This is a genomic window from Flammeovirga sp. OC4, from assembly GCF_000812565.1.
Classification (GTDB): Bacteria; Bacteroidota; Bacteroidia; order Cytophagales; family Flammeovirgaceae; genus Flammeovirga.
This window is the reverse complement of the sequence record NZ_JTAM01000039.1, coordinates 1-12,963: the sequence shown is the minus strand read 5'-3', so window position 1 is coordinate 12,963 and position 12,963 is coordinate 1. Positions and strand designations below refer to the sequence as shown.

At 37.4% G+C, this 12,963-nt stretch carries 8 protein-coding genes; all 8 read right to left on the bottom strand.

What is annotated here, in order from left to right:
* Positions 1–1,062 precede the first annotated feature (1,062 nt).
* Positions 1,063–1,698: a bifunctional 4-hydroxy-2-oxoglutarate aldolase/2-dehydro-3-deoxy-phosphogluconate aldolase gene (locus PL77_RS18415; RefSeq protein WP_253273998.1), complete on the bottom strand. Its 636-nt coding sequence runs from the start codon at positions 1,696–1,698 to the stop codon at positions 1,063–1,065.
* Entirely contained in the window at positions 1,691–2,650 is a 960-nt protein-coding gene (locus tag PL77_RS18410) for a 2-dehydro-3-deoxygalactonokinase (protein WP_044208620.1), read from the bottom strand. The genes PL77_RS18415 and PL77_RS18410 overlap by 8 nt, the downstream gene beginning before the upstream one ends.
* Positions 2,651–2,652: 2 nt before the next feature.
* Positions 2,653–4,116 (bottom strand): aldehyde dehydrogenase family protein, encoded by a 1,464-nt coding sequence (locus PL77_RS18405; protein ID WP_044208618.1) that lies wholly within the window; start codon positions 4,114–4,116, stop codon positions 2,653–2,655.
* The gene (locus PL77_RS18400; RefSeq protein ID WP_044208615.1) at positions 4,073–5,233 is read right to left on the bottom strand and encodes a mandelate racemase/muconate lactonizing enzyme family protein; all 1,161 of its coding nucleotides are present in this window, start codon (positions 5,231–5,233) and stop codon (positions 4,073–4,075) included. The genes PL77_RS18405 and PL77_RS18400 overlap by 44 nt, the downstream gene beginning before the upstream one ends.
* A gap of 12 nt (positions 5,234–5,245) precedes the next feature.
* Positions 5,246–6,304, bottom strand: coding sequence for an L-rhamnose/proton symporter RhaT (locus PL77_RS18395; protein WP_044208613.1), 1,059 nt, complete (start codon positions 6,302–6,304; stop codon positions 5,246–5,248).
* A 63-nt stretch (positions 6,305–6,367) separates the two neighbouring features.
* Positions 6,368–8,395, bottom strand: a complete 2,028-nt coding sequence (locus PL77_RS18390; RefSeq protein WP_082026620.1) for a glycoside hydrolase family 127 protein — start codon at positions 8,393–8,395, stop codon at positions 6,368–6,370.
* A gap of 984 nt (positions 8,396–9,379) precedes the next feature.
* A complete protein-coding gene (locus tag PL77_RS30790) occupies positions 9,380–11,686 on the bottom strand; it encodes a family 16 glycosylhydrolase (protein WP_052444544.1) in 2,307 nt (768 codons plus the stop codon).
* Positions 11,687–11,942: 256 nt separating this feature from the next.
* Positions 11,943–12,963 (bottom strand): T9SS type A sorting domain-containing protein (locus PL77_RS18380; protein WP_044208610.1); only part of this gene is annotated, 1,021 nt, incomplete at its 5' end.

Sequence of the window (12,963 nt, the reverse complement as noted above, 5' to 3'; positions counted from 1 at the left end):
TTAAAAATAGGAGTGAATACTGGTAAACATAAAATTACCATAGAATAGTCAGATGAGATCAATTTATTCATTTCATACAATAGTTAATTTCAGTTTATTTATTTCAGCATCTCCAATAATTTGCAGCATCAAACCTAATCTTTTATGTACAGTTAATGAGGGAGGTAAGTTGTTAATATTAAATTTCACCCCCTATATTATTCAAATCACTACTCCTCTTTTATTTATTATTTCAATATGAAAAATTAAAAATCCTTTTTGAGATAATTGAAATATTTGGGTGTAGCTACTAAGCACATTGTAAACTAAGTTGTCGTTATTTATATTGTTTAGAAATCAGGAGATTTCTGATGATCTGAAGGACACGAATGACGCTGACGCTTAACATTCGCGCCATTGAGTTTTCTACCATTTTAGTTTGGTAGTTTTCCCCCTAGCATTGAAGGGAAAAGCGTTAAGAATTTCATAAATTGAGCCGTTAAAAATGATTTTCTTGTTTGAGCATCTCAAAACGATGAAGTTTTGATCGAGTTCCCCTTTCAATAGGCGAGAGGAATGGAATTTAGCTTTTGACTTCTAAGCCTAGATTTTTTGCTTCGTTTTTCATCAATGGAAAAATGAAGAAGAAAGAAGCTTGAAAGTAGAGCCTATAAATGTTTGTAGAAAGGTTGATTAAAAGTCAACGAAAATTTAGTTTACAACGTATTGGTTTACACAAGATTAAAAAATAACGTAAAAATCATTCTATCATAAATATATCTTTTCTTTATGTTGTCATTTATATGCAATGAAAATTGTTCTTTAATCATTCATTTTTATTTTATTTATTGTTATTTGGAGAGTTTGCTAATTTCAAGGATTAGTAGAACAATTTACTGATTATGAATAATGTAAAAAACAGGGCTATACTAGCATCTTCTTGTAAGACAGCCTTTGATCACCAGACTATGGCATATTCAAAATGAATATAATCATAAATCAAAAGACTGCGTTTAGACAAAAAGAGCTCGAATAGCCCAATTGCTTTTATCGCATCACAAATATTTTATTCTCTCTCAATTCCTATTGAAAAGTACTCTTCAATTTCATGAAATGAGAAAGTAACTTTTCTTCTTGTCCCTCGGCAAGTAAATCTTTCGGAAACAAAGAACCTCCCATACCCACACCGTAAGCACCTGCTTTGAAAAATGATTGAATGTTATTACTATCCACTCCTCCAGTAGGTAATACTTTGATTTCATTTAAAGGTGCTTTGATATCTTTGATATAGTTAGCACCGAACTGTGAGCAAGGGAATATTTTTACTGCGGAAGCTCCCGCTGTCCATGCAGTATAAATTTCTGTTGGAGTTAAGGCTCCTACAAAAATTGGTACTCCAAGCTTTTTACATTTCGAGATGACTGCTTGATCTACAATTGGAGTCACAATAAATTGTGAACCTGCTTCCAATGCCTTTTCCAAGTCAGACTCATTACAAACCGTTCCGGCTCCTACATTTAAATCAGGATATAATGCTATAAGTTTTTGAATAAACTCCAAAGCATTAGGTGTATTGAGTGTCACCTCAATAGTACTTAAGCCTGCTTGAATATAGATAGGTATAATTCGATTTAAAGTGGCTTCATCTATACCTCTTAGAATCCCCACAATAGGAGTTTCATGAAATTGTGTCCATGAAAACTCCTTTATCTTACACACACTCATGTTGTTGTTCTAATATTTTTTTCTGTCCAGTTAATAATGCTTTTTCAAGAATATCTTCATTAAAAAAGAATAACCTTTCACGATCATGTATCACTTCTTCCAATGCCATCTGATAAAGACGGTTAAGCAAGCCAGACGCAGCTACGCATACTTTTTGGTTTTGTGCTTTCAAATAAGAAAGTTCATCTCCAATCAATAGTCCGCTGAGATAATAATAGCTTTCTACTTTATCTCTATTCTCCAAAAGTGACTTCGCTCGAACTTTAAATAAGTTTTTGCTCACCCCTTCAACCATGGCTTTTCTTACCCCTTCTCTAAAAGCCTTCTCAGTGTTTTCAGTTAAAGGTCCTTTGGCTATTGAATTCGAAAGGATGCTATGCTTACTCAACATATCGAACATTTCTCCTGTCATAAAAGTGTCAAATAGGTGAAAAGTATTTTCCTTAAATGTCAGGTGTTTACTGTGCGTACCAGGTAGTAATAATACGCCTGCTTCAATTCCTTCTAAATAGGCTGTTAAACCAAGTGCTTGAATTTCCTCTCCTCTCATCACATTATCTTCTTGTTTCACACCAGAGATAATCAAAAGAGAAAGGTCCTCAGAGATAGTGACCATTTTACTGAATAACTCCTCTCCAGTTGAAGAAAAAGGCATTGAGGTGTAATCCAACTCATACATACCCATTGAGGAAGACACCATACCAGAAGCGACTACAATCGTTTTTTGCGCTAGATCTGTTACTTCCTTCAATTTCTCTTTTAGGAAATTTGCATAGAAAGTGTGTTTATCCAACTTCTGTTGAGCAACATAACTTTGATACACTTCCTTTACGCCTTCACTTGAAGAAAATTCTTTGATCACCTCCAAGGTAGAGGTATCAATCACTCTCAACCTAAAATTGGAAGTTCCCCAATCACAGCTTATAAATGTCTTGGGTAAGCTCATGATTATATTTTTTTACTGATTCGTTTTAAAACCAAATAGTCATCCAATGCAAACTTCGAACAGTCCATACTGATACCACTATTCTTTACACCAAGGTGTGGAAGATTGATATCATATTTTACCCCATTCTGTTGCACTTCTCCAAATTCCAATGCCATCGCTACAGTTTCTAAGATTTCCTCATTTTCTGAGAAAACATAAGAAGCCAAACCGGCAGTGGAGTCATTGGCGTATTCAAGAACTTCCTCCAGCGTAGAGAACTTCATGATGACACATACAGGACCAAATACCTCATGCTGAAGAATGTCTGCTTTGTGGTTGTCCAATTCAATCACTGTTGGCTCAAAATAGCAGCCTTCTCCTTCTACTTTTTTACCTCCTGTAAGGATCTTTCCTCCTTGTTCTACACATTGGTTGACAAAGCTTGAAACCGATTCAATTTGAGCGGCATTCGCCAAAGGTCCCATATTGATACCTTGCTCTTTGAAGAAACCTAATTTGGTACCTTTCGCTGCTTCAACCAACTGTAAAAGGAACTGATCATACACACTTTCGTGAATGTAAAAACGGTTAGGGGCCACACACACTTGACCTGCATTTCCGCCAAATTTGATCGCCTTTGTGATTCCTAATGCATCCTCCATATTACCATCTTCAAAAAGAATAAATGGAGCATTACCCCCACATTCCATTGAATATCTTTTGATGGAAGTCTTCACCGATTGCTCAATCAGTTTCTGAGCTGTAAAGGTAGAACCAATCATCGTTACCAACTTCGGTATAGTACTCTCACACAATGGAATACCTACATTTTGACGATTACCACACAATACCGTAATCACACCTTTAGGGAAGTTGATTTGGTGGGCAAATTCAGCAATCATTAAAGAAGAAATGCATGAAGACTCTGAGGCTTTAATGATAATTGAGTTTCCTGCTGCTAGTGCAGGTCCAAGTTTAAAACCAAGGTTCAGCAAAGGGAAGTTCCAAGCTAGAAAAGCCGTCACTACACCCAAAGGTTGGTAGACCATTCTATGCGTATGCGTTCCTTGACGATCCTCGATTTCAAACTCCGACTTCACTCTCATTTCATGACTGTAAAATGCTAATGAATCCGTAATACTTGTAAGGTCCTCTACTGAAGCATCCCATGTTTTGCCCATTTCATGACAAACGGCTTCTCTTAAAAGGTCCCCATTTTCTATAATTTTATTGCGTAGTTTATCGATCCAATCCAGACGTTCTTCTAATGGTAACTTAGACCATACCAAGAACCCTTCATGTGCAGATTGTAACGCAAATTCTGTATCTTCTTTTGTCGCCTGTGCTACTTCACAAATTGGCTGTTGATCATGAGGACAAGTTGCAAAAGTAGTTGCGTTAGTAGCTCCATTTACAAATTCTCCGTTGATATATAACTTTTTACTGCCAAACTTCAAGGCTTTGTTTTGAACTATTGTCTCCATATTTATTTAGATATTTTTGGTTTACTTCAATTCCTAGACCTGGTAATTCAGGTACTTTAATTTCTCCATTGATGACTTCAATTTGATGCTCAATCACATCATCTCTCAATGGGTTTTCTGTTCTGTCCAATTCAATCATTGGCGCATTTCTAAACATTCTACCAGGGTTTTGGTCCAGGTTTGCTACAAAATGAATAGCTGCACTGATGGCAATCCAAGTTCCCCATGAATGTGGCACGATATCTTTATGATAGCTTTGGGCTAAAGTGGCAATTCTCTTCACTTCCGTCAGTCCTCCGGTAGCACAAATATCTGGCTGTGCAATATCCACGCTGTCATTTTCAAAGAGTCGCTTAAAACCATGTTTCAAGTATTCGCACTCTCCTCCTGCAATTGGAATCGTTGTATTTTCACGAAGTGAACGATAACCATTAAAATCCTCAGGGTGAACAGGTTCTTCAAACCATCCAATATTAAGGTGCTCTATTCTTTTACATAATTCTAATGCCTCTCTATAGTTGTAAGCGTGATTGGAATCAATCATGAGTTTGACATCATCACCCAACGCATTTTTTAATAGATTGACATAATGAACATCTTTTTCAATACCCAAACCGACTTTCATTTTAGCCGCCCTGAATCCATGCTCTTTATAATAATTGGCTTCCTTGATCAAATCCTCCTCTAATGTTGGAGAATCAGTAAAATAAAAACCTGTTGCATAAGGATGAATAATAGGGTTTTTCACTCCTCCTAACAGCACTGAAACAGGCTGCTGCAATACTTTTCCTTTACAATCCCAACAAGCTACATCAATGGCACTGATCGCTGCATTAAAAATTCCGCTTCGACCAAAGTCCAATGTTCTGAGGTACATGATCTGCCAGATTTTCTCGTTTTCTAAAACGTTTTCACCGATGATGAAACCTTTTAGAAAATCAATCCCTGTCTTGATCATATCAGCAGGACCATAACCTTCTCCCCAACCGTAAGTACCATCTTCAAGAGTGATTTTCACCAAGCATATTTTTCTTGAAGCATAATGCCATTGGGAAAAATAAAATGGTGTTTCTAATTCTTGGGATAATACGTAAGGTGTTATATCTACGATTTTCATTTTCTATTCTATTTATGCATTTGCATAGCCCAAAAGGCAAATCGCAAATATTAATACTACTAAGCCTCCTAATAAGATTTTAAAAGAGGAAGAGGCTCCTTTCCATTCCCCAGATCTGTATCCCCAAACATTACTGATGATCAAAGAGATACCTAACATCATAGGCCAACCCAATACTGGTCCAAGGTCTCCCATCAATGCGGCTCCTTGTCCATAAATACCCAAGGCACCAAACCAAAAGACACCGGCCAAAATCGACCATAAATAGGCTTTTGAGCTACCTTGTACTTTAAATCCACCCCATGAATTGTTTTGAACAAGTTTGAACATTGCAAAACCAAAATTCATCAAGTAAGCTCCGATCAATACCACTACCCATGCCACTAAACTTGCGTCTGTAGGGTTTGTGCCATAATTCTTTACCGCATTGTCTGCTACGGGTAATGCATTGGTAAAACCAACATTCAATAAAGCGGAAAGAACACCACTTGTCACTGCGATCAATACGCCTGTTTTAATGGATTTTTTAGGCTGAACTGCTACTGCAGGTTTTGCCACTAAAACATCTCCATCTTCTTCAAAATCTTGTTCGGCATCTAAAACATTGTTCTGAGCTTTGTCTCTTTTCACACCAGCCACTGCTGTAATGCCAACACCGACTAAGAGTAATCCTACACCACTTAAGACCAAAGGCATGTTTTCAGGTAAAGTTTCCATTTGGAAAAGTGGTACTAACGATCCCATTGAAGCGGCCAAGCCCATCACAATACCATACGTAATACTAACGCCAGTATATTCTACACTCACTCCAAAAAGAATTCCGCCAATACCCCATAAGAAACCAAAAAGCATGGCCATAAAAATGACAGATTGATCGATCTCACCTATGATTGAAAAAGTATTAGGTTCTACGAATAAAGCCCAACCCATGGGTAATATAATCATGGCGGTAGTGGCATGTACCAACCACCAATTCTCCCATTTTAAGGGAGCAATGTGCTTCATTCCAAGACCAAAGGTTCCTTGAAAGAAACTGGCACATAATATTAATAAAATTGCGAATAAGTCCATTCTATAATTCGTTTATTAAGGCTAGAAAAGCAAGGAGATCTACTCTCCTTGCTTGTTGTGCTTTTATAAATTATTCCAAATCACTGGCATGAATACTGTCATCTCTGCTTTCCCTCTGTTGTTCCATGTAAAATAAGGAACGAGTTGAATAGAAGACTCATCAAATTTTGGAACATCTACTGTTGAATACATGTCCTCTTTTGTTTGGTCTTTTCTGATCAATATTGGTGCTTCTACAGTTGCCACACCTCCTAAAAGATCTTTATCATAATTTACTTTTAATGGTGCTCCTCCTTTAAAATAAACATCTAATATTTTTGTACCCTTCGGTAAATCAGGTGTTTCAACACAATACACGATAGGTCCTCTTTTTACCGCTACTTGGTTTCTTGCTTCCTCGATTAAAGGATTTGCTTCCACCAATTGCACTTCCATTGGCATATCTAAAGTGATGATATCACCTTTCTTCCATTTTCTATTAATCGTAGCAAACTCTCCTTCTACCACTTTTACATCTACCGCTTCGTTGTTTACTTTTACAGAAGAACCTACAGCCCATTTTGGTATTCTCAACATCACATCAAAAGCTTGTTTCTTTGCTTTTTCTACCGTAATATTTACCGTTCCTTCCCAAGGGTAATTTGTTACTTGGTTCAGAATAATTGTTGAGCCATCTTGTAGTTTCGTTTCCAATCTATTGCTACCATAAAGGTTTACTGCAAGACCGTCTTTTGATAAACTGTAAGCCCAGTTCGCTGACTTTGCAATGGTACGAACAATGTTTGGAGGACAGCAGAAACACTCTAAATAAGGCTCTCTAACCGGTGTTTCAGTGTTATGTTTTGAGTAATCTCTTGATCCGTGCACCATTCTTAGTGGGTTCGAATAGAAGTAATCTTTACCTTCTAAAGAAATACCTGACAAACCACTGTTATACAATACCAACTCCATGATATCAGCATATTTTGATTCACCATGTAAGCCTAACATTCTGTAAGAGAACATTGAGTTACAAACGTTGGCACATGTTTCATTGTAGGCTGTCATGTTTGGCATCATGTAAGCATCAATGAAACCTTCTTCAATCTTATCTCGGTTCGTTGATGCTCCATAATGCGCTTGTCCTACTGCACCAGTAACATACATCTTCTTATTCGTAACATTATCCCATAACCTGTCCAATGCATCTACTAAAGCTTGTTCACCTGTTTCTGAAGCTACATCAGCCGCACCTGCATAGTAATACAATGCTAATACAGCGTGACCAACTGCTTCATCTGCATCACGCAATGCCACTCTCTCCTGTACCATATCACCGATAGGGTAACCTTGCGTTTCTGGCGTTTCTTCTACTTCATATTTTCCTCTGTTGTTAATGAATCGTTCCGCTAGGTCTAAATAATTTTTATTCCCAGTAGTTCTATACATCTCCACCAATCCCATAATTTGAGTTTGATTGAAACCAAAACGACCATAACGAGGGTTATCTGTATTAAATGTCTTATAAAGGAAATCAGCATGCTTTACTGCGATATCCAAGAAATTTGACTGACCTGTAACTCTATGATGTATACATGCAGACGTTAATAAGTGTCCCGTATTGTACATCTCATGATACTTACGGTTTTCATAACGGTCTACATTAGATCTTAACTGTACTTGCGTCTGAATATACCCGTCATCTTCTTGCGCCTCACCAATGATCTTGATATAACCATCAATCTCTTCTAATAACGTTTTGTCACCGTTTTGAGCATACACATACATTGCTGCTTCAATCCACTTATAGAAGTCACCATCATGCCAATGCATACCTTGATGCTTCCCTTCTTTCATCCCTGCCGCAATTTTGAAGTTATTCAAAGCGTGTCCTACATCACCCGTCAACACTTCTCCCATGTAAGGTACCATATTCGTTTCTGCCACTTCAAATTTGTCTGCCCAGAAACCTTCTGTCCACTTACAGTCTCCTAAATTGATACTTTTCAATGCTACATTAGGGGTATTTGCTTGCCCTAAAACGCCTCTCTCCTGTGCTACACCTACCTGAGTCATCAGGGCAGCACAAGCCATTACAAATAATTTTTTCATTTAATATATAGTCTTAAACTTTTCTGAGTAATTAGCTTGATTGACCAAAGTTTGAATAGTTCCCAATTACAAGGCTTTGATCATAATGTAAAATTAGAGGGTTCGGCTTTGAATGAATTCTTAAAAATTATCCATTCTCGGTAAAAAATTAGCATAAGTGATTGGAGGTAAAGAGAATTGAGAGCTGTTTTAACCATTACAGATAACAACTCTTTTAAACGGATACTTAATCTGTTGTAAACTAAATTATCGTCAACTTTTAATCGACCTTTCTGCAAGTATTTATAGGATCAACTTTCAAGCTTCTTTCCTCTTCGTTTTGTCTTGAAACAAAAACGAAGCAAAAAATTCAAGGCTTTGAAGTCAAAAGCTAAATTCCATTTCTCTCGCCTAAATGATTTTAAACTCGCTGCGCTCAAACAACAAAATCATTTTTAACGACTCACTTCATGAAATTCTTAACGCTTTTCCCTTCAAGGCCGAGGAAAGTACTGCCAAACGAATTGGGGTGAATGCCACTGGCGCGAATGTTAAGCGTTAGCGGCATTCGTGTCCTACAGATCAACAGAAATCTCCTGATTTCTAAAAATCATAAATATTCGAAAACTTAGTTTACAGTGCACTTAATCTGTTGTAAACTAAATTATCGTCATTTTTTAATAAATCTTTCTGCAAGCATTGATAGGATCAACTTTCAAGCTTCTTTCCTCTTCGTTTTGTCTTGAAACAAAAAGAAGCAAAAAATTCAAGGCTTTGAAGTCAATGCCAGGGGGAAAACTACCAAACTAAAATGGTAGAAAACTCAATGGCGCGAATGTTAAGCGTCAGCGTCATTCGTGTCCTTCAGATCATCAGAAATCTCCTGATTTCTAAACAATATAAATAACGTAAACTTAGTTTACAATGTGCTTAATAGTAAATCAACTATTTATAGAATATAAGAATGAAAAAAGGCTGACAAGAATGCCAGCCTTTAGTAGTGTGTTAATTACAAATTGTCCGTGTTGTAGCAGTGCCGTCTTTTGTTACTATTTGGAAAATTAATAAACCATTGTGGTTCATCAATTCATCTTGTTTAAGAACTATTTCGTCGATTCCTTTGAATGTTTTATTAATAAATTCTTTTCCGCCTATATCAAAAACTCGAAGCGTTCCACTTCGCACCTCACCTAGGTTGATGTATAAATTACCAAACTTGTAAGGGTTAGGATAGATCGTAATCTCTTGCTCAAAGCTTGTTTGCTGGATTGTATTGACTCTTGAAGAAGAACCATTTTCCCAGCTAAATTTTGTTGCTCCTGAAGCATTCGATTGATTTGCGATCAAAGCCTTTGAACTGTTCGTACTGATGTACTTTCCATTAATCTTTCCTTTCAAGATCAAATATCCATCTGATGTTAATTCAAAAGTGAATTTTTGTCTTTCATAAATACCTGTTGCTCCACATTTTATTGAATTATCAGAAGCTACTGTTACATACTTTCCAGTAGCCACAGATTTTAAGGCATAATAACCGTTTGCATCCAACACTGTAAACTCTTCAAAACTAGAAACTGATGATTTTGTAGCTTGAAGTGCTGTTCCTTGTGATGTGTTGACAGTAACGTAATCATCTGATAGGGTTTGTAGCCAAATCACACTACCAGTAGTGGGCAAATTTCCACCTCCGCCACTGCTTCCAGCAGTTACCGTAATTGTGCACTCGGCCTTGAAATTACCATCTCTTGTTGTTGCTGTAATTTTAGTAGTACCGGCACCTACTCCTGTTACATTTCCATTATTAACTGAAGCAATAGAACCATTCGCTGTAGACCAAGTTACTGTTTTATCAGTGGCATTAGAGGGGGATACCGATGCATTTAATTGAACAGACTCACCCACTCCAATCGTAGAAGTACTTTTGTTTAGAGATACACCATTTACAGGTACATCGGCAGGAGGTGTGCCGCCTGTTCCGATTGTAAAGTTATCACAATAAGCCTCTCCAGAAGAATAATACCATACTCTGTATCTTTCCTCAGATGAACCCGTAGTAATCGTAATGCTTTTGTTACTAAACGCTGTAGATGTAAACTCTTGATTAGTAATAAAATCACCTGTTACAGCATTCGTAATACCTAAAAAAGCACTCGTGCCATTTGAGCCCACTTTTCCATCAACAGAGATCGTGTAAGTCGTATTGGCTGCCAAAGTTATAACTTGTGCCACATTACCATTTGTAATTTTAGCACCATAACTACCTGATGACTTCGTATTTGTCACCACTTCCTGTAAACCAATACTTGCACTCCAGTAAGAAAGATCGCCCTCTTCAAAGCTAGGGTTACCGATTTCTCCTACTCCTACCGAGGGAGGCGCTGTAGAGGATGATTTTTCCCAAACTCTTACATAATCTACATACATGGTTGTCGGCATACCTGGCAACTGCGCTTTCGCTTCAGGATCTGTTTCAGGATTTACTGCATTGTTTCTGTTGTTGTAGAATTCTACAAAAGGTTTTCTCAAGCCTAAAGACAATGTAACATTCATTGGTCGGTACCAATAGGTATTGGGCTTTCTCGCCACTTCAACACCATCAACGTACCAAATAATTTCGTTTTCATTCACTTCACATCCATAGATATGATAATCTTTTGTGGGGTCCCAAGGAGCTCTAAATTTGTTTAATTGCTCATCAGGGTGTTGTTTTGGTCTTCTCCATACTCCTGATCCGTTTTGCATCACTACTGCATGAAGGTTGTGATCCATGTCATAGATGTCGTCTTGATGTCCTTCATACCAGTCGAATTGTTGAAGTTCCACCACATCAATTTCACTGTACACCGTTTTGCCATTGCCTACAGAATAATCAAAGTTGGAGAAAAGCCAAAATGATGGGCAAACACCTTCACCAATATCTGCACCTTTAATTTTAGCCTCATAGTAACCATAGGTAAAAGTTTGATACGACTTCAAGATGCCTGACTTAAAATAAGTCCCTCCATCAGAAGCATTGTTAGGATTTTGACGCATCGTCAAAGCGGCTACACCGTCTTCAATTTTCACATTGTTGCTGTTGTCCCATTTCCAAGCCGTAGTGTTTGGAAGGTTTCCTGTTCTGATCCATTTGGACCAGTCGGGCGTGTTCCCATTAAATTCATCGGAAGCACTCCAGCGGATTTCCCAAACATCAGAAGGGTCAGAAGTGGTAGTAGGTTGCTGTGCAAACACACTTTTAGTGTAAAGTGAAAGGAGCACAAATGAGAGTAGTAGTTTTGTAGTTCTGGAATAGTTTAATAGTAAATGTTCCATTATTTAAACTGAGGTTGTAAATACATATCGATAAGCTGGCATCATCTCATGCATTTAGTTATAAATTTATTACGCCTCAAGATAGATACTTGCCCAGTGATCAACTTCTTAAGAATTACCTCGTTATGGTAAGTTTTTAACATGGTGTGGAATACGTATATCTCAGCTGATTTTAAGAATTGTTTTTTTGACACAAAAAAAGAGGTACCCAAGATGGTACCTCTCTTTTCTAACTAAATTTGAGCTATATCGCTAATTATTCAATGACGACTTTCTTTCTTAAAATTCCATCCTCATTTCCAACTAAAATTATTAATACTCCTTGAGGTAGGTTAGATACTTCCGCTTTAAATCCATTTAATGATTGTTTATGGATAAGCTGACCATGGATATTGATCACTTGAAGTACACTTCCATCAAGCATTTCTTCTGAATTAACAATTAAGCTTTTGTTGAAAGTATAGATGTTCACTTTTGCATTGAAATCTTCTACAGATGTAGGAGTCGATTGTGTTACTGTAATAGTATAAGTCTGTTTCGTAATACCGTCTTGGGCAGTTACAACAATTTCTATTACTCCACCAAACGCATCTATAGGTATAATCTCTGCCTTTGCATTCTCATCTGTAGTTATTACTGTAGCTGTTGGAAGTTCAGCTGCAGCTACTGTATACGAGAATTGATCGCTTGAGAATCCGTCTAAAAGAACACCATCCAAAGCTATTTCGCTTAGTGTTGCATCAGTGGATGGAGCGGACCATACATAATTTACGGTATAAGTCAATTCAGTTGTTCCATCTTGAGCTGTTACTACTACTGTTGCAGCTCCTTCAATATCTGAATCCATAATTTCAAATGTCGCATTAGCATCTGCTGTCTCTGCTGATAACTTCGGTGAACCTTCTGTACCATAAGCATAAGTAATCGTATAGTCTAATGTCGAGCCATCAAAACCTTCTACTGCTACATCATCAACTTTTAAGACTGATAAACTTGCATCAGTGGATGGAGCGGACCATACATAATTTACGGTATAAGTCAATTCAGTTGTTCCATCTTGAGCTGTTACTACTACTGTGGCAGCTCCTTCAATATCTGAATCCTTGATTTCAAATGTCGCATTAGCATCTGTCGTCTCTGCTGACAACTTCGGTGAACCTTCAGTGCCGTAAGCATAAGTAATCGTATAGTCTAATGTCGAGCCATCAAAACCTTCTACTGCTACATCATCAACTTTTAAGACTGATAAACTTGCATCAGTGGATGGTGCAGACCAT

Excerpts from the sequence above, each read along its gene's own strand:
- PL77_RS18410 (WP_044208620.1), bottom strand. The coding sequence starts at position 2,650 with ATGAGCTTACCCAAGACATTTATAAGCTGTGATTGGGGAACTTCCAAT.
- PL77_RS18405 (WP_044208618.1), bottom strand. The coding sequence starts at position 4,116 with ATGGAGACAATAGTTCAAAACAAAGCCTTGAAGTTTGGCAGTAAAAAG.
- PL77_RS18400 (WP_044208615.1), bottom strand. The coding sequence starts at position 5,233 with ATGAAAATCGTAGATATAACACCTTACGTATTATCCCAAGAATTAGAA.
- PL77_RS18395 (WP_044208613.1), bottom strand. The coding sequence starts at position 6,304 with ATGGACTTATTCGCAATTTTATTAATATTATGTGCCAGTTTCTTTCAA.
- PL77_RS18390 (WP_082026620.1), bottom strand. The coding sequence starts at position 8,395 with ATGAAAAAATTATTTGTAATGGCTTGTGCTGCCCTGATGACTCAGGTA.
- PL77_RS30790 (WP_052444544.1), bottom strand. The coding sequence starts at position 11,686 with ATGGAACATTTACTATTAAACTATTCCAGAACTACAAAACTACTACTC.